The organism is Niveispirillum sp. BGYR6, assembly GCF_027568365.1.
GTDB lineage: Bacteria > Pseudomonadota > Alphaproteobacteria > Azospirillales > Azospirillaceae > Niveispirillum.
Window position 1 is genome coordinate 258,673 of sequence record NZ_JANLNL010000003.1, and the last position, 21,790, is coordinate 280,462.

22 protein-coding genes are annotated in these 21,790 nt (G+C 62.6%); 15 read left to right on the forward strand and 7 right to left on the reverse strand.

The window, feature by feature from the left end:
• Window positions 1–5: 5 nt before the first annotated feature.
• Entirely contained in the window at window positions 6–485 is a 480-nt protein-coding gene (locus PCJ49_RS09325; protein WP_269910690.1) for a hypothetical protein, read from the reverse strand.
• Window positions 486–494: 9 nt separating this feature from the next.
• Window positions 495–824, reverse strand: coding sequence for a PilZ domain-containing protein (locus PCJ49_RS09330; protein ID WP_089286606.1), 330 nt, complete (start codon window positions 822–824; stop codon window positions 495–497).
• Window positions 825–1,006: 182 nt separating this feature from the next.
• Between PCJ49_RS09330 and PCJ49_RS09335 the strand changes: the two genes are divergently transcribed.
• From PCJ49_RS09335 to purD, 7 genes are all read left to right on the forward strand, one after another.
• The gene (locus PCJ49_RS09335) at window positions 1,007–1,444 is read left to right on the forward strand and encodes a DUF3618 domain-containing protein (RefSeq protein ID WP_269910691.1); all 438 of its coding nucleotides are present in this window, start codon (window positions 1,007–1,009) and stop codon (window positions 1,442–1,444) included.
• A 192-nt stretch (window positions 1,445–1,636) separates the two neighbouring features.
• Complete coding sequence (locus PCJ49_RS09340) at window positions 1,637–1,975, forward strand: hypothetical protein (protein WP_269910692.1); 339 nt, start codon at window positions 1,637–1,639, stop codon at window positions 1,973–1,975.
• A gap of 239 nt (window positions 1,976–2,214) precedes the next feature.
• Entirely contained in the window at window positions 2,215–2,517 is a 303-nt protein-coding gene (locus PCJ49_RS09345) for a type II toxin-antitoxin system prevent-host-death family antitoxin (RefSeq protein WP_269910693.1), read from the forward strand.
• Window positions 2,468–2,875 carry a type II toxin-antitoxin system VapC family toxin gene (locus PCJ49_RS09350; protein WP_269910694.1) on the forward strand — a complete coding sequence of 136 codons (408 nt, stop codon included), beginning with the start codon at window positions 2,468–2,470 and terminating at the stop codon, window positions 2,873–2,875. Before PCJ49_RS09345 ends, PCJ49_RS09350 begins: the two co-directional genes overlap by 50 nt.
• Window positions 2,876–2,959: 84 nt before the next feature.
• Window positions 2,960–4,636, forward strand: a complete 1,677-nt coding sequence (ettA, locus tag PCJ49_RS09355) for an energy-dependent translational throttle protein EttA (protein ID WP_089286610.1) — start codon at window positions 2,960–2,962, stop codon at window positions 4,634–4,636.
• Window positions 4,637–4,863: 227 nt separating this feature from the next.
• Window positions 4,864–7,125, forward strand: coding sequence for an EAL domain-containing protein (locus PCJ49_RS09360; RefSeq protein WP_269910695.1), 2,262 nt, complete (start codon window positions 4,864–4,866; stop codon window positions 7,123–7,125).
• 110 nt (window positions 7,126–7,235) lie between these two features.
• Window positions 7,236–8,531 (forward strand): phosphoribosylamine--glycine ligase, encoded by a 1,296-nt coding sequence (gene purD / locus PCJ49_RS09365; RefSeq protein ID WP_269910696.1) that lies wholly within the window; start codon window positions 7,236–7,238, stop codon window positions 8,529–8,531.
• A 12-nt stretch (window positions 8,532–8,543) separates the two neighbouring features.
• On the opposite strand, the gene PCJ49_RS09370 is transcribed toward purD, so the two are convergent.
• From PCJ49_RS09370 to PCJ49_RS09380, 3 genes are read right to left on the reverse strand one after another with little or no spacing between them, the layout of a single operon-like run.
• Window positions 8,544–8,948, reverse strand: coding sequence for a VOC family protein (locus PCJ49_RS09370; protein ID WP_347710430.1), 405 nt, complete (start codon window positions 8,946–8,948; stop codon window positions 8,544–8,546).
• Between the two features lie 37 nt (window positions 8,949–8,985).
• Window positions 8,986–12,591, reverse strand: a complete 3,606-nt coding sequence (locus tag PCJ49_RS09375) for a M1 family aminopeptidase (RefSeq protein WP_269910698.1) — start codon at window positions 12,589–12,591, stop codon at window positions 8,986–8,988.
• A 17-nt stretch (window positions 12,592–12,608) separates the two neighbouring features.
• The gene (locus PCJ49_RS09380) at window positions 12,609–13,487 is read right to left on the reverse strand and encodes an ABC transporter ATP-binding protein (protein ID WP_269910699.1); all 879 of its coding nucleotides are present in this window, start codon (window positions 13,485–13,487) and stop codon (window positions 12,609–12,611) included.
• A 339-nt stretch (window positions 13,488–13,826) separates the two neighbouring features.
• On the opposite strand from PCJ49_RS09380, the gene PCJ49_RS09385 reads away from it, so the two are divergent.
• Complete coding sequence (locus tag PCJ49_RS09385) at window positions 13,827–14,336, forward strand: hypothetical protein (protein ID WP_153202201.1); 510 nt, start codon at window positions 13,827–13,829, stop codon at window positions 14,334–14,336.
• Between the two features lie 52 nt (window positions 14,337–14,388).
• Here the strand turns inward: PCJ49_RS09385 and PCJ49_RS09390 are convergent, their stop codons facing one another.
• The gene (locus tag PCJ49_RS09390; protein WP_269910700.1) at window positions 14,389–14,793 is read right to left on the reverse strand and encodes a GreA/GreB family elongation factor; all 405 of its coding nucleotides are present in this window, start codon (window positions 14,791–14,793) and stop codon (window positions 14,389–14,391) included.
• Window positions 14,794–15,019: 226 nt separating this feature from the next.
• Between PCJ49_RS09390 and PCJ49_RS09395 the strand changes: the two genes are divergently transcribed.
• The 3 genes from PCJ49_RS09395 to pncA all read left to right on the forward strand — a co-directional run bounded on the left by PCJ49_RS09395 (window position 15,020) and on the right by pncA (window position 16,426).
• Window positions 15,020–15,172 carry a DUF3309 family protein gene (locus tag PCJ49_RS09395; protein ID WP_089288086.1) on the forward strand — a complete coding sequence of 51 codons (153 nt, stop codon included), beginning with the start codon at window positions 15,020–15,022 and terminating at the stop codon, window positions 15,170–15,172.
• A gap of 74 nt (window positions 15,173–15,246) precedes the next feature.
• Window positions 15,247–15,747: a nucleoside deaminase gene (locus tag PCJ49_RS09400; protein WP_269910701.1), complete on the forward strand. Its 501-nt coding sequence runs from the start codon at window positions 15,247–15,249 to the stop codon at window positions 15,745–15,747.
• A gap of 28 nt (window positions 15,748–15,775) precedes the next feature.
• A complete protein-coding gene (pncA, locus tag PCJ49_RS09405) occupies window positions 15,776–16,426 on the forward strand; it encodes a bifunctional nicotinamidase/pyrazinamidase (protein WP_269910702.1) in 651 nt (216 codons plus the stop codon).
• 41 nt (window positions 16,427–16,467) lie between these two features.
• Here pncA and PCJ49_RS09410 read toward each other — a convergent pair whose 3' ends face one another.
• Window positions 16,468–18,204, reverse strand: coding sequence for a methyl-accepting chemotaxis protein (locus tag PCJ49_RS09410; protein ID WP_347710431.1), 1,737 nt, complete (start codon window positions 18,202–18,204; stop codon window positions 16,468–16,470).
• Between the two features lie 255 nt (window positions 18,205–18,459).
• Here PCJ49_RS09410 and PCJ49_RS09415 point away from each other — a divergent pair, with 255 nt between their 5' ends.
• From PCJ49_RS09415 to PCJ49_RS09430, 4 genes are all read left to right on the forward strand, one after another.
• The gene (locus PCJ49_RS09415) at window positions 18,460–19,167 is read left to right on the forward strand and encodes a glycosyltransferase family 2 protein (protein WP_269910881.1); all 708 of its coding nucleotides are present in this window, start codon (window positions 18,460–18,462) and stop codon (window positions 19,165–19,167) included.
• Entirely contained in the window at window positions 19,164–19,511 is a 348-nt protein-coding gene (locus PCJ49_RS09420; RefSeq protein WP_269910704.1) for a lipid-A-disaccharide synthase N-terminal domain-containing protein, read from the forward strand. Before PCJ49_RS09415 ends, PCJ49_RS09420 begins: the two co-directional genes overlap by 4 nt.
• Window positions 19,508–21,178 (forward strand): glycosyltransferase family 39 protein, encoded by a 1,671-nt coding sequence (locus PCJ49_RS09425; protein ID WP_269910705.1) that lies wholly within the window; start codon window positions 19,508–19,510, stop codon window positions 21,176–21,178. Before PCJ49_RS09420 ends, PCJ49_RS09425 begins: the two co-directional genes overlap by 4 nt.
• Before the next feature lie 115 nt (window positions 21,179–21,293).
• Window positions 21,294–21,761 (forward strand): RidA family protein, encoded by a 468-nt coding sequence (locus PCJ49_RS09430; RefSeq protein ID WP_269910706.1) that lies wholly within the window; start codon window positions 21,294–21,296, stop codon window positions 21,759–21,761.
• The last annotated feature ends 29 nt before the right edge of the window (window positions 21,762–21,790 follow it).

The following is a 21,790-nucleotide window of genomic DNA, read 5'->3' on the forward strand; positions in this document are numbered from 1 at the left end:
CCGGATCAGGGGCGAATGAAATAGCGCCGGATATCCTCCAGCCGTGCGGTGAAGACCTGACAGCGGCCTGTATCCTGATCCTTGAAGAAATAGACCCGGTCCGGGCTGCGCTTTTGCCCCGGATCATAGATATTAAAGGAGAGGGAGCCGAACCCCACCCCCATCGGCCGTTCCCCCGGACCGAAGGCGCGGTAATGCAGATTGATCTGCTGCACGAACAGGTTCCGCCGGCAAAGCTGGCTCAGTTCCCGGCTGGGTGTCAGCAGGGTGTCGGACGGTTTGTCAAAGGCGAAGACGATGCGTTGTTGGTATTGCGGGGTCGGGCGCTGCGGTGCGATGGCCCCGTCATGCCAGCTCTGCCAGGGCAGCCGCCCCAGGGCACCTTCCGGCTGGGGGCGCGGGCGTTGCTGTATCTCCGCCCTGGCCGGCAGGGCGGCAAATCCCGCCAGCAGCAGGAAGGGCAGGGCGCGCAGCAGTGTTGGCAATCAAAGACCTCAGCGGTTGATCATGTAGCGCGCCAGGAAGCGCGCCACCGCCTGTTTGCTGGCATCGGGCAGATTGGTGAAGTTGATCTTCGCCGTCTTGCCATCCACGGTGGCGACGGTGCCGGTCCCCTTCAGCGCCAGATTCTGCTTGGGGTCCTTCAGCGCCAGATCGAAAGTGACGCTTTGCCCCACCTTCAATTTGGTGCCGGTGACGGTCACGCTGCTGATGCCCAGGTTGGCCACGGACAATTGTTTGCCGTCAATATGAAGATGGGCCGTGTAATTCGGTACGGAAACCTTTTCCGTGACATTTATTTTAAGGAAGTCAAACATGCCCATCGGCGATCTCCGCAGCCTGAAAGGCTAGTCTAAGCCAATTCGGCTTTTCAGGATACAAGCCGATACGTGTCCATAGGGATGGGGTGGGGCCATAATCTCGCGCGCATGAAACTTCCGGCGCTGATCGGTGTTGCTGCAAGGGGCCGGTATGGGCTGGCCCGATGGCAGTAATGGGGATCAGGATGACCGGCAGCACCAATGTTATCGAACGGGAGATTGAAGAGGCCCGCGCCGGCATGACCCGCGCGGCGGCGGAGATTGAGCGGCGGCTGCAACCGGAAACCCTGGTGGATAGCGCGCTCGGCCTGTTCCAGCGCAACGGCCCGGCCCGCGCCATTGTGGATGAGGTAACCGATCTGGCCCTGCGCAACCCGGTACCGGTGCTGATGATCGGGTTGGGTCTGGCCTGGCTGGCCCTGGATTTCAGCCGCCACCGCCCGCCCGCTCCCCGCCGCACCGCCCACACGGATCAGCCGGTGCCGCCAGCCGGGGCGGACGGTCCGGTGGCCCCCACCGCTGATACGATCCTGGGCCTGACGCCCAGCCATGAATCCGCCGCCATGGCCGCCCATGTGTTTGCCGATGCCGGGATGGGGGGTGCGGAAGGGCGACGGTTGTAGGGGGGGCTGGAACTTCCCCTGTTGGCGCCCTGCCGTAGTGTCTATCCGAAAAATTATCGTGCTTTTCGAAACCTCGCGATCTCATCACCGTCATTCCCGCCTTCGCGGGAATGACGGTTGGGGTACTGGAAAAACATAAGAAGCTTATCAACAAACATGGATGGAAAGCCACTTGGCTGTGGCGTCAGTGGGATGGTAACGCCGGCGCCCGGTTGGGTGATAACGCCGGAGGCAAAACGGGGCCTGCTGGCCCGTCTGCTGCAAATGCTGCGCGATGCCATGCTGGTCTTGCTGAAAGTGTCCAAGCCCCCCGCCCAGGCGGTGGTGGTGGAACTGCGATCCTTGACCAAGGATATGTACCAGGGTGCACGCCCCAAACTTGTAAAGATCGGCAGCGCCTTGATCGTTGGCAGCGTCCTGACCGCCACCGCCTATGTCGCCGGCCCCTTGGCCACCCTGGCCGAAAAGGTTCCACAGTTGAAAGAGACATCCGATGTGGTCAAGTCGTTGAAGGATATCATTGATAAGTGAGGTTGCCACCTGTTATCCATTGATTATCTTAAATTGCGTTGCCCAAGACCAGCATTCGGAGTTGATAGCCTCACCACTCTGAAACACTACGTGAATTATGTTGCATAGTGTTGCGTGGAGTGGACTCTTTCGGAGTTGACGGTTCACCAACTCCGTATGGATCAACTCATGGCCCCTTTGCCCCCAGCGCAAACCGGTCCATTATCCTTATCTGATCACCGGAAAGCCGGAGGGATGAAATGGAAGAGCTGTCAACGGTGGAGGCACAGGCGCAGTTTGCCCGTCTGATCGACCGTGCCCGCAAGGGGGAGGAGACGGTCATTACCGACCATGGCCGCCCCGTGGCGCGGCTGTCGCCGGTGGAGCCGTCGGAGGTGGATGGCTTCGTGGACTGGGAACCGTCTGGCGGCGTATGCGGGGTCGGGCTAAGGCTGCTGGGATTGCCCCTTTCACGGATGAAGAGCGCAAGGCTCTGCGGGACGAGGGGCGTCGGTGAGTTTTGTTGTCGACAGCTCCGTTGTGCTGACGTGGCTGCTGCCTGATGAGGCACGCGAGGATTTGCGCCCCTTGTTCCGTCGCATGACCTTGTCAGGAGCCCATGCGCCTATCCTGTTGCGTTACGAAGTAACGAATGTTCTGGTCAATGCACAGCGCCGGAGCCGTATCGGTGCGGCTTACAGGCAGGGTGCCGTCGCGGATTTGGAGATCATGCCCATCCGTTATAGTGTGCCCCTACAATCGACATCCATGGCACGGATTGCGGAATTGGCCGTGACGCATGGTCTGACCGGGTACGACGCCGCCTATCTGGCATTGGCCCTGGATTTGGGTCTGCCTCTGGCCAGCATCGACAAGCAACTGCTGCAGGTTGCCACTCTCTTGGGCGTCCCCACTCTCTAACCCCACCCCCCGATTGCACCGGGCAGCCCGCTGCGGTACAAGGCCCGCAAACCTTTTGCAGATGCTTACCTGAAGGATGCCGCCATGGCCGCTTATCAATATGTCTATGTGATGAAGGGTGTGACCAAGGTCTATCCCGGCGGCAAAAAGGTGTTTGAAAACATCTGGCTGTCCTTCTACCCCGGCGCCAAGATCGGCGTGCTGGGCGTGAATGGCGCCGGTAAGTCCACCTTGCTGAAGATCATGGCCGGGCTGGACAAGGATTATAATGGCGAGGCCTGGGCCGCCGAGGGTGTGAAGGTCGGCTATCTGCCGCAGGAACCGCATTTGAACCCGGACAAGAATGTCTGGGACAATGTGATGGAAGGTGTGGGCGAGACCAAGGCGCTGCTGGACCGGTTCAATGCCGTGTCGGAAGCCATGGGCGACCCGGATGCCGATTTCGACACGCTGATGGCCGAACAGGCCGAATTGCAGGAAAAGATTGACGCGGCCGACGCCTGGGATCTGGACCGCACGGTCGAAATTGCCATGGACGCGCTGCGCTGCCCGGCCGGTGATGCCGCCGTGGACAAGCTGTCGGGCGGTGAGAAGCGCCGCGTGGCGCTCTGCAAGCTGCTGCTGTCCAAGCCCGATATGCTGCTGCTGGACGAACCGACCAACCATCTGGACGCCGAAAGCGTGGCCTGGCTGCAGCGCTTCCTGGCCGAATATCCCGGCACCGTGGTGATGGTCACCCACGATCGTTACTTCCTGGATGCCGTCACCGGCTGGATTCTGGAACTGGATCGCGGCTCGGGCATCCCCTATGAGGGCAATTATTCCGCCTGGCTGGAACAGAAGCAGAAGCGTCTGGAACAGGAAGGCCGGGAAGAAGGCGCCAAGCAGAAGCAGTTGGCCCAGGAACTGGAATGGGTGCGCGCCAGCCCGAAGGCCCGTCAGGCCAAGTCCAAGGCCCGTATCCAGGCTTACGAGGAATTGCTGGCTTCCGCCAACCAGAAGGAAGCCATTGGCGAAACCCGCATCGTCATCCCCACGCCGCCGCGCCTGGGCAATGTGGTTATTGAGGCCGAGAACCTGCGCAAGGGCTTTGGCGACCGGTTGCTGATCGACGATCTGTCCTTCCGCCTGCCGCCCGGTGGCATTGTCGGTATCATCGGCCCCAACGGTGCCGGTAAGACCACCCTGTTCCGCATGATCACCGGCCAGCAGCAGCCCGATGGCGGTACCTTCCGCGTGGGAGAGACGGTGCAGCTGGGCTATGTCGACCAGAGCCGTGACAGCCTGGATGACAAAAAGAATGTCTGGGAGGAAATCTCCGGCGGGCTGGACGTGATCGAGCTGGGCAAGAAATCCATGCCGAGCCGCGCCTATGTCAGCGCCTTCAACTTCCGCGGGCCGGACCAGCAGAAGAAGCTGGGCCAGCTGTCGGGTGGTGAGCGCAACCGCGTGCATCTGGCCAAGATGCTGAAGTCTGGCGCCAACGTCCTGCTGCTTGACGAACCGACCAACGATCTGGACGTCGAAACCCTGCGCGCCCTGGAAGAGGCGTTGAGCACCTTCCCCGGCTGCGCCGTGGTCATCAGCCACGATCGCTGGTTCCTGGATCGTCTGGCCACCCACATCCTGGCGTTTGAGGGTGACAGCCAGGTGGTCTGGTTCGAAGGCAACTATGCCGATTACGAGGCGGACAAGCGCCGCCGTCTGGGGGCGGAGGCTGACCAGCCGCACCGGATCAAGTACAAGCCGCTGGAACGCTGATCCGTTCCCAGCCTTTCTGATGCTGACATGCGCCCCCGTCGGTTATCCGGCGGGGGCGTTTTGTTTGGGTGCTTTGACCCTGTGTTGTGAAATACTGGAATAGTCAAATGTTAGGGAAATTCTGCAGCCACTGGCATTGGCAGCCGTACTTCTTTATGTTTCCTTAACCGGACTAAAGGCGTGCCGGGCGGGCCTGGGGGAGTGGGCCCAGTGGGGGGAAGTGGCCGATGGAAGAAGACCTTCTGGTGTTTGCGGCGGAGCCGGACTTGGCCCAACCCACGCCCGCCCTGTGCCCCTGGCTGATTCTGATCGTCGATGATGACCCTTCGGTGCACAGCGTCACCAAACTGGCTCTGCGCGATCTGGTCCATGCCGGGCGCAAGCCCTTGTTTCTATCGGCCTATTCGGCGGTGGAGGCCCGGCAGATCCTGGCGGCATACAGCGATATCGCCCTGGTTCTGCTGGATGTGGTGATGGAGAGCGAGGATGCGGGGCTGGACCTTGCCCGCGCCATCCGGGAGGAATTGGGCAATCAATATGTCCGCATCATTCTGCGCACCGGCCAGCCCGGCCAGGCGCCGGAGCGGGAGGTGGTGGCCCGCTATGACATTAATGATTACCGCGCCAAGGATGAGCTGACGGCGGCCCGGCTCTGGACCTCGGTACTGACGGCCCTGCGCGCCTATCAGCAGATCAGGGCGCTGGAGGCGAACCGCGCCGGGCTGGCCCATATCCTGGACGCCACGGCCCGCCTGTTCGAGCAGCGGGACGTCAACCGTTTTGCTGCCGGTGTGGTGGACAGCCTGCTGGCCCTGGCCGGCCCCGATGCCGGTGCCCTGCTGGCGCGGGTGGAGATGGTGGAGGGGGAGCCGGTGGGCGAACCCCGCCTGCTGGCCGGACGGCTGGCGGGCAGTAGCCCCCAGGCCCGCCCGCTGCTGCCGGCGGGGCCGCTGTCCCACGCGGTGCCGCCGGATATCTGCCAGCAGATCGTGCAGGCGCTGGCCCAGCCGACAGGGGTGCAGGGCGCTGGCTGGCTGGCCATCCATACGGCCGCTTCGCCCAGCGTTGCCGTGATCATCCATCTGTCCGGCCTGATACCGGACCATGGGCCGGATCAGCGGGTGATGGCCCTGTTCGCCCGTACCATTGCCATCGGGCTGGAAAACGCCCTGCTGGTGGAACAGCTGTCCCGCGACCGCACCCATGACCGGGCCACCGGCCTGCTGAACCGCACCGGGCTGGTGGCGGCGCTGGGGGCCCGGCTGGGCCTGTTGGGGGAGGATGGGGCTGGTTCCTGCGCTGTCGCTTTGATTGATCTGCGGCGCTTCCGCGATTTCAACCAGGAACTGGGGGTGGCCTGGGGTGACCAGCTGCTGAGCATCACGGCCCGGCGGGTGGTGCAGGCGGCGGGCCCGGCGGCGGCCTGTGCCCGCACTGCTGGTGACCAGTTCGCCATCATGCTGCCCGGCGGGCCGGATCTGGAAATGGCGCGCGCCCAGGTGCGCGCCATCGTGGCCGCCGTGTCCGAACCGGTGACCCTGGCTGGGCGGGAGGTGCATCCGCTGGCCACGCCGGGCCTTGCCTGGTGCAACCTGCCCGGTCGCCATGCGGAGGAGATGCTGGCAAGGGCGGAGGAGAGCCTGCACGCCTCCAAACGCGCCTTCGGTCGCCTGCAGGAGGTTCTGGTCGGCGATGATAGCGACCAGAACCGGCTAGGCCTGACGATGGAGCTGAATGCCGCCCTGAAACAGAACCAGTTTGAGCTTTATTATCAGCCCATTGTCGATGCGGTGACGCGCAAGGTGGTGGCGTTTGAGGCGCTGGTGCGCTGGAAGCACCCGGCGCGCGGCATCATGGTGCCTGCCGCCTTCATCCCGGCGGCGGAGGAGACGGGGCTGATCGTGCCCATCGGCACCTGGGCGATGCGGGAAGCCGCCACCCGCATCGCCGAATGGACCCGCGCCAGCGGCCGGCCCATCTGGGTCAGCGTCAATATCTCCGCCGCGCAACTGTCCGAACCGGGCTTCCTGGACCATGTGAAACGGGTGGTGGCGGAAAGCGGGGTCGATCCGACCCTGCTGAAACTGGAGGTGACGGAAAGCACCATCATCGGTGACCCGGCCCATGCGGCGGAAATCCTGTCGGGCCTGCGCGATCTGGGCATCCGGCTCTGCATGGATGATTTCGGCACCGGCTATTCCAACCTGTCCTACTTGCAGACCTTGCCGTTTGATTTCCTGAAAGTGGACCGGGCCTTTGTGTCCAGCATGATCGACCGGTTTGAAAGCCGCACCATCCTGCGCACCATGCTGGCCCTGGCGCAGCAGCTTTCCCTGGAGGTGGTGGCCGAGGGGGTGGAGACGCTGGAACAGGCCGATGAGCTGGAACGGCTGGGCTGTGGCTTCCTGCAGGGCTTCCTTTATGGCAAGCCGATGCCGGCCGAGCTGGCCGGTGCCATGCTGGGCGTGCCGTCGGGGCCGCCCGCCTGAGCGAATATCCCCGTTCCATCCAAGCAAGGGCGGTATCCGCAGCGGCCGGGTGCCCAGCGGCACCCACCCGTGCTAGAACCCCGCCGCCATAGCGAGAGAGGGAGGCGGCGATGAAGATCCTGGTCGTGGGTTCGGGTGGGCGTGAACATGCGCTGTGCTGGGCCGTCGCCCGTTCGCCCCTGTGCGACAAGCTTTATTGCGCGCCCGGCAATGCCGGCATCGCCGCTGTCGCCGAATGTGTGGATATATCCGGCAACAAGATCGACGCGATCACCGATTTCGCCACGGCCAACGCCATTGATTTCGTGATTGTCGGGCCGGAGGAACCGCTGGTGCTGGGGTTGGCGGACAAGCTGCGCGCCGCCGGCATCCCTACCTTTGGCCCGTCGGCTGCTGCCGCCGCCCTGGAAGGTTCCAAGGGTTTCATGAAGGATGCGGTGGCGCGGTTTGGCGTGCCCACCGCTGCCTATGGCCGCTTCACCGACCGCGACGCCGCCCGCGCCTTTGTGGCCCGGCAGGGTGCCCCCATCGTGGTGAAGACCGACGGGCTGGCCGCTGGCAAGGGTGTGACCATCTGCCAGAATGTCGATGAAGCCTATGCCGCCATTGATGAGGCGATGGTGGGCCGCCGCTTCGGCGATGCCGGGGCCGAGCTGGTGATCGAGGAATTCCTGGATGGGGAGGAAGCCAGCTTCTTCGCCATCTGTGACGGCACCAACGCTGTGGCCCTGGCCGGCGCGCAGGACCATAAGCGCGCCTTTGATGGCGATCAGGGGCCGAACACCGGCGGCATGGGCACCTACAGCCCTGCCCCGGTGCTGACGCCGGCGATTGAGGCGGAGATCATGGACAAGATGATCCTGCCCACGGTGCGCGGCATGGCGGCAGAGGGCAAGCCGTTCGTTGGCGTGCTGTTCGCCGGCATCATGGTGGTGAACGGGCCGGACGGCCAGCCGGTGCCCAAGCTGTTGGAATATAATGTCCGCTTCGGCGACCCGGAATGCCAGGTGCTGATGCGCCGCCTGAAATCCGATCTGGTGGAACTGCTTTTGGCCGCTGCCCAGGGTGATGTTTCCGGCCAGCAGCCGCAATGGCATGATGAAGCCGCACTTTGCGTGGTGATGGCGGCGGATGGCTATCCGGGCGATTACCAGAAGGGCACGCGCATCGGTAATCTGGCCGCAGCCGGGCAGGTGCCGGGCGTGGAAATCTTCCATGCCGGCACCAAGCCGGGGCCGGATGGGGCGGTGCTGGCCAATGGTGGCCGCGTGCTGGGCGTGACGGCGGGGGCCGCCCGCATCGCCGAGGCGCGGGAGCTGGCCTATCGCGCTGTCGATCTGATCGACTGGAAGGAAGGCTTCTGTCGCCGCGATATCGCCTGGCGGGCGATGGCGCGCGGTCTTTAAGGCGAAGTGGTTTCAGGGGGCCTGATCGGGCTGCCACAGCTCGATCGGGTTGCCCTCCGGGTCATGGATACGGGCGAAGCACCCGACGCCGGGCATGTCCCATTCCGGCTTGCGGATGATCTCCACCCCGGCGGCGTGCAAGTCAGCACAGAGCTGGTCCAGATCATCGGTGCGGAAATTCAGCATCCATTGCCGGTCGGCGGGGAAATAATCCGTACCATCCGCCATGGGCGTAAAAACGCAAGGCCCGGCCTGCGTGTCCCAGATGCCAAAGGGCTCCGAACCCAGCCCAAGATGCTGAACGTACCAAGCCTGCAAGGCTTTGGGGTCCTTTGCCCGGAAAAAGAACCCGCCAATTCCTGTCACGCCCATAGCCGCCCCCTTCGTCTGTCTGACGGTTGCGATGTGGGGCAGCATCCCCCGGTTGTCGGGCGCTGCCCCAGATGATGGTACCCTATGGTTTCAGCGTCACCTTCATCAGATTATCGTCGCTGTTGCGGTCGATCAGCTTGTTATAGGGATCGATACCGGCATAGGTGGGCAGCTGGTCCACCTCAAACACCAGCAGGATCATCGGCGGGATCGGGGCGTTTTTGTCCACCTCCTGATTGATCGGCAGCTTTTCCAGCTTCACCACCTTGGATGCATCGAAATCCTTATCCGCCGGGTTGGCGGTGAACAGGCCAATATCGACGGGCAGGTGGAAGGGCTTGGGCGTCTCCTTGCCCGCACCATCGGCCTCCACCTTGCCGACCTCCACGCCCAGCGTCACCTTGTATTTGCCGCTGGGCAGCTTCTCCGCGTCGGCACTTTTCACCTTCACATCGTAAATCACGATGCGTTCCAGCGTGTCGGTGATCAGCTCCGCCTTATCCGGTCCCGCCTCTTCCTTCAACAGCCGCAGCAGGTCAAGCGAGGTGGGGTAGGGGGCGTAGTGATATGCTGATTCCTGCACCAGCCGGGCCAGGGCGCGGTTCAACACGGCTTCGCCTAACTGGTCGCGCAGGAAATAGAGCGCCACAGCCCCCTTGCGGTAATGGATATATTGCTGGTTTTCCACGCGATAGAGGGGCTGTTCCTCCCGGTCTTCCCCGCCGCGCCCGCGCAAGTAACTGTCCAGCTCATATTTCAGGAAGCGGCGGATTTTGTCCGGCCCATATTGCTTTTCCATCACCATCAGGGCGCTGTACTGGGCCAGGGTTTCCGACAGCAGGGTGGCACCCTGCACATCGGCCCCCATCACCTGATGCGCCCACCATTGGTGCGCCACCTCATGCGCGGTGACGTACCAGACATAATCGATCTTCTCCGGATCGCGGTTATCAGCGATGAAGCCGATGCCTTCCGAATAGGGCACGGTGTTGGGGAAGGCCTGGGCAAAGCGCGCATAATCCGGGAATTCCAATATCCGCATCTGGCGATGCTGATAGGGGCCGAAATTGGCGTTGTAATATTCCAGCGATGCCTTCATCGCCTGGATCATCCGATCCACATTGCGCCCGTGCGGCGCATGGTAATAGACGGACAGGTCGATGCCGTTCCATTGCTCCGTCTTCACCGTATAGGCGGCAGAGAGCCAGGAATAGAAATTCAGGATCGGCTTATCCATCTTGTAATGGAAATAGTGCCGGTCGCCCTCTGTCCATTCCTTCACCAGATAGCCTGGGGCCACAGCGATCTGGTCTTTGGCCGTGGAAACGGTGGTTTCAAACCCTACCCAATCGCTGTCATGGCGCAGATAATTGTTCTGGCGGGCCGCCTCATCCTCCAGCAGGGCCATGCGGTCAATCGGCTCCAGCCCATATTTGCGCCGGTCGCTGCGGCTTTGTAGCAGCATTTGCCGGCTGAAACCGATGATCGGGGCGACAGCGAAATTGTTCAGGAAGCTGCCATTATAGACAACATCCGTGGCCCCGCCGTTATTGGTGAAGCCCTGGTGATGGATGCTGGTCTGGAAATCCAGCCGGCGCTTTTCCCCCGGCTGCATCGGCTGGGCCAGGGTGACGATGCTGTAGCCATATTGCGCGTCGGTATCGGTGCTGGCCTGGCCTTCGAGGGTGAAGCTGGCAGCGGCCAGATCAGGGTCCAGCAGCACATGTACGCGGTCAATCGGCTGGGTGGTGCGGTTTTCCAGCAGATAGCTGCCCCGCACCTCTGCCCGTCGTTCGGCGGGGAACAGGTCGATATCGGTGTGCACATCAATGATGCGCGGCTGGGGCAGGTTTTCGTATTGGCGGTACTTCTTTTCAAACGCGACCTGCTTTTCCTTGCCCTGGTCGCTGGTTTCAAATTCATTCAGCACATGGGTGTTGCGGAAAATATAGCCGCCGCTGGCGATGAAGCCGCCCAGGCACATCAACAGAATGCCCACCTGCACCCGCGTCCAGCCTTGGCGCAACTGGCCCAGCCGCTGGGTGACGCCACCCAGCGTGCCACGCGTCCACACCCGGTATGTGGCCAGCAGCAGGATCAGGGCGGCAAAGGTCCAGTAAAGCGAAAACCAGAAGAAGGGCAGGGCGAAATGGCCCAGCCCGTTCATGTCTGACAGGCGCAAGGGCGTGCTGGCGCTATAGAACAGCAGATTATCTTCCAGCCCCAGCCCCTGGGCCACCATGCTGGCAATGATGTAGCTGGTGGCCAGCAACATGCCGAGATATTTATTGCCGCTGAGCGACTGTAAGAACAGGGACAGCACGGCAAATTGCAGCATCTGCCAGCCCTGGGCCAGGAACAGATATTTCAGATAAAGCCCCAGTTCCACCGGGGCGGTGCCGCGATAAAGCTGCACGGCGATGCCGATCAGGCTGGCCACCACCATCAAGATAAACAGAACCAGCGCCATGGCGATGAACTTACTGGTGACGAACACCCAGTTCGGCACCGGCATGGCGTCGACAATCTCATGAAACTTGGCCTGCCTTTCGCGCCAGACCAGCTCACCGGCGTAATAGACGGATACCACCATCGGCACGATGCTGAAGGTGCCGTTCAGCAGTTCCACCACGATGCGCGTCACCGGATAAACATCGGTGCCATACATCGACCCCATGCGGATCAGCGCACCGAAAGCGTTGAAACCGCCCAGCGCCACCAGCACGATGAAGCCCAGGCTTTTCATCACCGCGACGGTTTCAAACCGGGTGCGCAGACGCAGCTGGGCCCAGGCGGTGGCCAGGCTGGCGGCGGCGGGCTTCACGACGGGCAGATGGGCCAATGCTGCAATGGGGGCGGTGGTGCTGCGTTCCCCCTTATCCTTGCGCGGGGCGCGTTCGGTGAAGCTGAACCGCCACAGGGTCAGCGCCGTCAGCCCCAACCCGACCCCCAGCCAGATCAGCCGGTTCCACAGCAAGGCCCCTTCCAGCGGCGGCAGGCTGCCATTGCGCTCGGCCATGGTCCAATAGCGGGTGGCATTGCCCAGGGCCGCCAGCCCGAACGGGTCCAGAAAAGCCCGGATCTGCCGATATTCGATGTCGGAGAAGATGGCGTTCAGGGTGAGATAAATCACCAGCACAGCCACCAGACTGGCATAGGTCACCATCAGGCTGCGGGTGGCCGTGGCCACGGCAAAGAAGATGGCACCGGTGGCCAGCAGGTTGGGGATGGCGATCACGGCCAGGGTGAACAGATAATCCCCCGGACGGAACGGCCCCACCGTTTCCGGGTCCAGCCACCACATGCAACTGCCCAGGGCCATGCCCAGGGCGGTGGCAGAGAAGGCCAGCATCACGGCGACAAAGGCACCGGTAAAGCGACCGGCCAGGAACGGATATTTTTCCACCGGCAGGGAATGCATGATGCCGGCCATGCGGGTTTCCCCGTCACGCAGCACCACATTGGCCAGCATGGCCACCGGAATGAACATGCCGAACAGCGACAGGATGGCCAGCGTCTGCATCACCGCAAAGGGTGAATTGACATGCACCGCGTCGTTGGAACCGATCTGGATATTATCGACCGTGACGGACAGGAAGGTCATCAACCCGAAGATCAGGGCGGTGACGATGAAAACGGGCTGGCGTATCTGGTAACGCAGCTCGAACCAGGCGATTTTGCCGAACATGCTCTGCGGCTCCCGGCTCAGGCGGCGGCGCGGCTGGCGCGCAGGGTGGAGAAGTAAACATCCTCCAGCCCGCCGGTCACCGGCTCAAACCCGTCGCCGGGGTCGCTGTCGGCCACCACATGCACCACGCTGCGACCGGCAAACAGCCGGGTGGAGATGACATTGTAACGGGCCTGATGGTCGGCCACGGCAGCCTTATCCAGCATCTTGCGCCAGATGCGGCCGCGCATCCCCTCAATCATTGCCAGCGGCTGGCCCTGGGCGACGATGCGACCACCGACAATGATGGCCATGTTCTGGCAGAGATCGGCCACATCCTCCACAATATGGGTGGAAAGGATGACCACTACGTTTTCCCCGATTTCGGAGAGGAGATTGTGGAAACGGTTGCGTTCCTCCGGGTCCAGGCCGGCGGTGGGTTCATCGACGATGATCAGCTTGGGGTCGCCCAACAGGGCCTGGGCGATGCCGAAACGCTGGCGCATCCCGCCGGAATAGCCGGCCAGCGCCTTCTTGCGCACATCATAGAGGTTGGTCTGGCGCAGCAGCTCCGTCACCAGTTCCCGGCGCTGCCTGGTATTGGTGATGCCTTTCAGCACAGCCAGATGGTCCAGCATATCCTCGGCTGAGATGCGGGGATAAACGCCGAATTCCTGCGGCAGATAGCCCAGCATCTGGCGCAGACCCATCGGGTCGGACAGCACATCGACCGTGCCGAAGCGGATGCTGCCGCCGGTGGGCTTCTGCAGGGTGGCCAGCGTGCGCATCAGCGTGGATTTGCCGGCCCCGTTGGGGCCCAGCAGGCCGAACATGCCGCGCGGTATGTCCAGGCTGACATTATCCAGCGCCTGCACCCCATTGGCGTAAACATGGCTGAGATTGCTGATCTGTAGCATGGCCACCCTGCAGGTCTTCCCGATTATGTCCCCTGAGCGTGCCACCGGGTTGCATTGGTTGCAATAAGGGGTTGGTTACCCAACCGTTTCAGGGGGCAGCACCGTCTTATACTCTGTTGCCATGATCAGACTCTATCGGGTCTGATCATGGCCCTCAAACGCCGGCGCCAGCCTCCGCTGGCTTGGCTTTACGTGGCATGGGCCGCGCGGCGGCAGTCGCCGCCGTACCAAGTTGCGATGAGGTCACCTTATCGCAACTTGGTATTAGCGGCGCTTTCATTGCGCTGCGGCAGGGGCTATACAGGGGACCGTTCCGCTGGTTAACCAAAGCACTGTTTTATGGCCATCAAGCGCACCTATACCCGCAAGGAAGTTGAAGGACTGATCGGCGCCCTGGAAAAGCAGGCGCGTGACGCCATGCGTCTGGCCAAGCTGGCGGAGGAAGAGGCCGCCAAGGACAGTTTTCAGGCCTATAACGAGTTCCGCAACAAGGTGGGGGAGTTCCGCGCGCTCTGCATCCTGATCGAAGGACGGCTGAAATCGGTGGAAGCGGTGCGGGTGGATGACCTGCGTGAGGAATATGCACGGCTGGATACGCTGATGCTGGGCCTGCTGGTGCGGGCCTCCATGCGCTTTTTCTTCGTGCTGTCGGCCAAGACCATGCTGCCCATGGGTGCGCGGGATATTTTCGTTTCCGAGCTGCACAGCCTTTACGATGCGGCGGAAAAGCTGCGCCGGCCGGAATATCAAAAACAGCTGGGTGACAAGCTGAAGGGCGATCTGGATACAGCGGAAATGATCCTGGAAGAGATCATTGATAAAGCGCCCAGCCTGTTGAAATTCGGTTGAGGTCTGCCGCGAACGCGGCCGGAAGGGTCCGGCCGCGTTGAGGGAAACCCCCTTATCCGGCAGGCGCCCGCACATCCAGCACGGTCAATTGCTTGGATCGGCGGTCAATCGTCTCATAGGTGATGGTCTGGCCCCGGCTCAGCCCCAGCAGGGCGGCCCCCACAGGGGTCAGGATGGAAATGCCGTCGGGCGGTGCCTCCTGCCGTTCTTCCGGCAGGTGCAGCGTGCCGGCATGGCGGGCACCTTCCTCATCGCAGAAGGCGACCCAGGAACCCAGCTGGATGAAGGGTTGTCGGGTCTGGCGGTCGACCAGTTCGGCACGCATCACCTCGTTCTGCAGGAAAAGCGAGACACGGGCGTAGGCGCGGTGCAGATGGTCCAGCAGGTTTTCCAACTTTTCCAAATCATTGCGCAGGATGCGGATGGGCGGATCGCCGATCTGGGTTTTGCGGTTCATGATGCATGGTCCAAAAGGTTGCAAAGGTGCCGGCAGGCGCGCCGGTACCGGTGCAGCTAAGCGGGTGGCAGCGGTTGCGTCAATCCCCATCGCTCTTTCGCGCATGATCGGCCATCGGCGGCATTCGGGCGGGTTAATCCCACCGCTGGTGGGAGCGCTGGCGGCACCAGGGCGTTCAGCACATATCGCCAATGGGCGCTGAACGATAAGAAGGAACCGCCGGACCATGACCACCATCCTGTTGATCATCCTGATTCTCATCCTGATCGGCGTGCTGCCGGCCTGGCCGCATTCCCGTGCCTGGGGCTATGGGCCCAGCGGACTGTTGACCGTGGTGGTCGTGGTGCTGCTGATCCTGCTGTTGATGGGACGCATCTGATGCCGCTGGCGTGATCGGTTGCTGAGGGGGTAGCCTTGGATGAAGCTGCGGCGACGCATAGCAAGGGAACCCCGATGACCGATCACGCCGATAACCACCCGGATGCCCAAGACCAGCATTTCCTGAGCCTGGCGGCCGCGCTGTCCCGCCAGGGGATGGAGGCTGGTGATGGCGGCCCCTTCGGCTCCGTGGTGGTGCTGGGGGGGCAGGTGGTGGGGCGGGGCTGGAACCGCGTCACCTCCACCAATGATCCCACGGCCCATGCCGAGGTGGTGGCCATCCGGGATGCCTGTCAGCGCCTGTCGCGCTTTGATCTGCGCGCTGCCACGCTTTATGCCAGTTGTGAGCCTTGCCCGATGTGTCTGGCCTCGGCCCTGTGGGCGCGGGTGGATCGCATCGTCTATGGCAATACCCGCGATCAGGCGGCCGCCATCGGCTTTGACGATGCGCTGATCTATGAACAGGTACCGTTGCCCCCTGATGCCAGGATCATCCCCTGCCAGCACCGGCCCAGCAAGGCCGCCCTCGCCGTTTTTAATGACTGGATTGTGAAGGCGGACCGTATCCCCTATTGATGGGGTTTGGCAATGACGGGTGGCGGCCATGCGCACAACTCTTGATCCCGAGGCGGGCGATCTGCTGGTGCTGGTGGATATCCAGAATGATTTCTGTGGTGGTGGCGCCTTGGCCGTACCAGACGGGGACGCCGTGGTACCGCTGGCCAATGACCTGATCCGCCGCTTCAAGGCGGCGGGGGCGGGGATTGTGCTGACACAGGATTGGCACCCGGCGGGCCATTCCTCCTTCGCCTCCGTTCATCCCGGCCGGGCACCCTATGATATGGTTGAGATGCCCTATGGCCCGCAGACACTGTGGCCCGATCATTGTGTGCAGGGCACCGCGGGGGCGGAATTCCACCCCGATCTGTTGACGCTGGCTGCCGATATGGTGGTGCGCAAGGGCTTCCGCCCTGCCATCGACAGCTATTCCGCCTTTTTTGAAAATGACGGCATCACCCCGACCGGGTTAACCGGCTATTGCCGGGAACGCGGTTTCCGCCGGCTGTTCTTTGCCGGGCTGGCGCTGGATTACTGCGTCTCCTATTCAGCGGAGGATTCGGCGCGCTGCGGTTTTCAACCCATCGTGATTGAGGATGCTTGCCGTCCCATCGATATGAACGGGTCGCTGGATCTGGCCGTTGCCCGGATGAATGCCATCGGCGTGCAGTTCACCCGTGCGACCTGTGGGAAATAGCAGGCCGCACGGGTGACTGGGCGGGATAGCGCCGTTCCGGTTCAGGCGGCCTTGATGGCCGCCAGGAACCGTTCCACCGCCTGTTTCAGGCTGTCCGACTGGCTGGACAGGCCGGCGGCGGCCATCAGCACCTGGCCGGCCGCCTCACCCGACTCTGCTGCCGCCTGCATCAACTGATCGACATTGCCGGAGACGTTCCGCGTGCCGGCCGCTGCCTGGGTGACATTGCGGCTGATCTCCGCCGTGGAAGCGCCCTGTTCCTCCATGGCGGCGGCGATGGAGGTGGAGATATCGTTCACCTCGTCGATGGTGCGGCCAATGGCCTGAATGGCGTTGCAGGTCTCACCGGAAACCTTCTGGATGGCGGCGATCTGCACGGCGATTTCCTCGGTTGCCTTGGCCGTCTGGCTGGCCAGGTTCTTCACTTCGGAGGCGACGACGGCGAAGCCCTTGCCGGCCTCTCCCGCCCTTGCGGCTTCAATGGTGGCGTTCAGGGCCAGCAGGTTGGTCTGGGCCGCGATGGCCTGGATCAGCCCCACCACATCGCCGATCCGCTGGGCCGCCTGGGCCAGCCCGGTGACCGTCTGGTCGGTCTGGCGCACCCCGGAGGCGGCCTCCCCGGCCACCTGCTTGGCGCGGTAGATCTGTTGATTGATCTCGGTGATGCTGGCCACCATCTGCTCGCTGGCGGCGGCCACCGTTTCCACATTTGATGTCGTCTGTTCTGCCGAGGCGGCAGCATCGGCGGCTTGCCGGCTGGTCTGTTCCGACAGGGCCGACATGGTGTGGGCGGTGCTGTCCAGATCATGGGCGGCGTCGGTGACGTTGCGCAAGGTCTCACCGGATTCGCTGTCAAAGGCCTGGATCAGCCGGTCGATCTGCGCCGCGCGGCGGTTCTTGGCCTCCTCCTCCGACTGCTGGGCGGCAGCCAGCGCGTCGGCCTGGATCAGCCCTTCCTTGAACACCTGGACGGCGCGTGCCATGGAACCGATCTCATCCTGGCGGTCCAGGCCGAAAATCTCCGTTCCCAACTGCTTCTGGCTCAGCAGGGACATGCATTGCGTCAGCCGGTTGGTGGGGACGGTGATGGCGCGGGTAATGGTAAAGCCAATAGCCACTGCCAGAACCAGGGCGACGGCAAGGGCGCTCATCGCTACCGTGCGCGCCCGATCCCACTCCGATTGCATGGTGTGGCTGGCATTCTCGCCCTCACTCTCATTTACCGCGACGGCCCTGTCCAAGGCCTTGAACATTTCATTGACGGCTGCGCGGCTGTCACCCTGGAACAGGGCGGTTGCGCCCAGCGCATCGCCAGCGCCCAGCTTCTGCAAAATGGCGCTGCTGCTGGGCTGGAAAATGGCCCACGCCTGATCGAAGCGGGTAATTTCTGCCCGCTCTATATCCACCAATGCTTCGTAGTCTCTCCGAACCTTGAGTATGTCACTTTCCAGCGCGGCAATAGTCTTTTGATGTTCTTTCAGCTTATCCGGATCATTTTCGATAATCGCGGTAGCCTGGAAGCGACGCACTTGCAGGATATTCGTCAGCAATTTATTGCTGGCGACGATGGATGGCATGGTGTTGGTCATTACTTCATTGCCGGCTTCGCCCATGGCGGACATACCGTTCAGTGAAAACAACCCAAGAAAAGCTGTGACAATGAGCATCAATCCAAAGGATCCAATGATCCGGGTCCGAAAAGATAAATCGGACAGGCGCATCTCAACTCTCCCGGCTAGATAACTAAAGATAGAAAGTCTTCTTTTTATTTCTGGCATATCCTTTTGTATAGGTTATTTTTCTTTCATATATTTAACCAGTTAAAAATTTATGCCATTTATTCATATATGAATATTTTTCTGACTTCCCGGATTGGCTTGTCTTGCGAGGACATACGACACCTGCCGCGCTGCCGCTTGGCAGTGTTAACAAACCGTCACTTCCCCTTTTTCCGGCGCGGGTTTAATCCCAATCGAATATGTACAGCACCAGCGGGGCCGTCGGCTCAGGGGAGGTCGGGTTTGTTCTCGATATTGATCCCGCTCATGAACGAGCAGGATAATGTCCAGCCTCTGGTCGCGGAGATTTATGAAACGCTGCGCGGCACGCTGGAATTTGAACTGCTGCTGGTCGATGACGGCTCCACCGATGAAACCGTGGTGCGCGTGCAGGAACTGCTGGGGCTTTATCCTGGTCTCCGACTGATCCGCCACGAATACCGCGCCGGAAAAAGTGCGGCCATGCGCACTGCCGGCCAAGTGGCGCGGGGTGAATGGCTGCTGATGATGGATGGCGACCTGCAGAACGACCCGGCGGATATTCCCCTGCTGCTGGCCGAAATGCAGCGCAATCCCGGTATCGGCATGGTGGCCGGCAATCGGCGGCGTCGTGATGCCAGCCTGTCCAAGCGCATCACCTCGCGGCTGGGCAATGCCATCCGCCGGGCGGTGCTGCGCGATTCCTGCCCCGATACGGGCTGTGCCTTGAAACTGATCCGCCGCGACCTGTTCCTGGACCTGCCCTATTTTGACAGCCAGCACCGCTATCTGCCGGCCCTGGTGCGCAGCCGGGGAGAGGTTTATGTGAACCTGCCGGTGAATGACCGGGCACGGATAGCCGGTACCTCAAAATATACCAATCTCAGCCGCGCGGCTGTTGGCCTGTTCGACCTGATGGGTGTCTACTGGCTGTTGCGCCGGACCCATCTGCCGGGCATCCAGGCCGTGGAGGAAGCGGAATGATCTGGACCCATATCGAGGCCTGGTGGAATGCCGCCATTGCCGACAAGGGCTGGCTGGTGCTGTTCGGCCTGTCGGCGCAGATCATGTTCATGATGCGCTTTCTGGTGCAGTGGATCAGTTCTGAACGGGCCGGGCGCAGCGTGATGCCGGAAGCCTTCTGGTATTTCTCTCTGGGCGGCGGCATGATGCTGATCATCTATGGCGTGCTGCGGCCGGATATCGTCATCATCGCCGGGCAGATCCCGGCCATGATCATCTATGCCCGCAACATTGTGCTGATCCGCCGGCACAAGCTGGGCCGGGTGGTGCCGGCCGCCCGCCAGACGGCGGCGGTGGCGGAATGAGCCGGCTTTACCGCCCGGCCGTCTTGCAGCCGGTGCATTGGCTGCTGTTGCTCCTGGTGGCGCTGGCGGCCTTTCTGCCGGGATTCGCCGGTATCCCGCCCTTTGACCGCGACGAGTCGCGCTATGTCCAGGCCAGCCGGCAAATGCTGGAGACGGGCGATTATGTCGATATCCGCTTCCAGGATGAGGCGCGGCATAAGAAGCCGGTGGGCATCTATTGGGCGCAGGTGACGGCGGTGAAGGCGCTGGGCGGCGATGCCACCGATGCGCCGATCTGGATGTACCGCATCCCCTCCCTGATCGGGGCGGTCGTGTCGGTGCTGCTGACGGCTGGGATTGGGGCACGGCTGTTTGGTGCCACAGTGGGGTTGGCCGCCGGTTTGATGATGGCAGCTTGCGTCATTCTGGGCGTGGAAGCACGCATGGCAAAGACCGATGCGGCCCAACTGGCCTGCATTCTGGGGGCCATGCTGGTGCTGGCGCATCTTTATATGGACCGGGAAAAGCCCTTTGCCGCCCCGCTGGGGATGGTGCTGCTGTTCTGGCTGTCACTGGGGCTGGGCATCCTGATCAAGGGGCCGATCATCATCATGGTGGTGGGGACGGCCTGCGCCGCCCTTTGGGCCATGGACCGGCGGGCCGGCTGGCTGAAACGGCTGCGCCCCGCCATCGGGGTGCCGCTGCTGCTGGCCGTGGTGCTGCCCTGGCTGGTGGCGATTGCCATCGTCACCAAGGGGGCCTTTTTCAGCTATGCCATCGGGCATGAATTTCTCGGCAAGGCCAATGCCGGACAGGAAAGCCATGGCGCACCGCCCGGCTATTTCCTGGCCACCTTTTGGCTGACCTTCTGGCCCTGGGCCTTCCTGGCCCTGCCGGCCATCCCATGGGCCTGGCGGCACCGGCATGTCGATGCCGTGCGCTTCTGTGCCGCCTGGATCATCCCCACCTGGGTGATTCACGAGGGGGTGGTGACCAAGCTGCCGCATTACCTGCTGCCGGTGCTGCCAGCGGTGGCCATGCTGTCGGTGGCGGCCCTGCAGGACCGGGTGGATGGGTTGTCGGTTCCGGGGGATCGCTGGTGGCGCCGGGGGGCGCTGGCCCTGGGCGGGCTGGTGGGGCTGGGTTTTGCCGGCGCGCTGGTGGTCTTCCCCATTCAATTGACCGGGGGGCCGGTCTTCACCGCCCTTCTGGCGGCGCTGGGCGTGCTGGTGACGGTGGGGGCCATGTTCCTGTTCGACCGGCGTGGCGATGGTGACCGGCTGCTGTTGGCCGGCCTGGGCGGGGCGGTGGCGACCTTTGTGTTGCTGTTCGGTGTGGCCTTGCCAGCGCTGAAACCCATGTGGCTCAGCCCGCAGGTGGCCGATGCCTTCACCCGCACGCGGCCCTGTGGCCATTCCGTGCTGGCGGCGGGCGGCTATAACGAACCCAGCATGGTGTTTCTGGTCGGCACCAATACAAGGCTGGGCGGCGGGGATATGGTGGCCGGCCATCTGCTGGCCGATCCCGCCTGCGCCGTCGGTCTGGTAACCAAGGGACGGGAGGAGGATGCCTTCATGGCGGGGCTTGCCGCCCAGGGGCGGACGCCGCGCCTGCTGGTGGAACTGGCCGGCTTCAACTATTCGCGGGGTCGTAAGGAGGTTCTGCACCTCTATACATTGGCACCGTGAGACAACAGAACGGCCTTTCATGGCGGCGCATTGAAGCGCTAAACAGAGGCTTAACCAGCGTTTCGGCCGGACCCGTATGCCGAAACTTGCAGCAATCAACATACAGGAGGATTTCATGTCAGGTCGTATTGATGCGCGTCTGGCGGAACTGGGGATTGAACTGCCGAAGGCGGCGGCCCCGGTGGCGGCCTATGTGCCGGCCGTGCGCACCGGCAACCAGCTGTTCATCTCCGGCCAGATTCCGCTGTGGAATGGCGAACTGCGCCATGTCGGCAAGCTGGGTGCCGGTTACGGCATTGAGGAAGGGCGCGAGGCCGCCCGCACCTGCGCGCTGAACCTGATCGCCCAGGCCAAGGCGGCGCTGGATGGCGATCTGGACCGGATCACCCGCGTGGTGAAGCTGGTCGGCTTCGTCAATTCCACGGGCGACTTCAATGATCAGCCCAAGGTGATCAACGGTGCCTCGGAACTGATGCAGGAAGTGTTCGGTGAAGCTGGCCGCCACGCCCGCTCCGCCGTTTCCGCGTCTTCCCTGCCGCTGGGCGTGGCGGTGGAGGTCGAGGCGATCTTCGAAGTGGCGTAAAACATTATCTTTTCAGGGGTTGGCCCTTG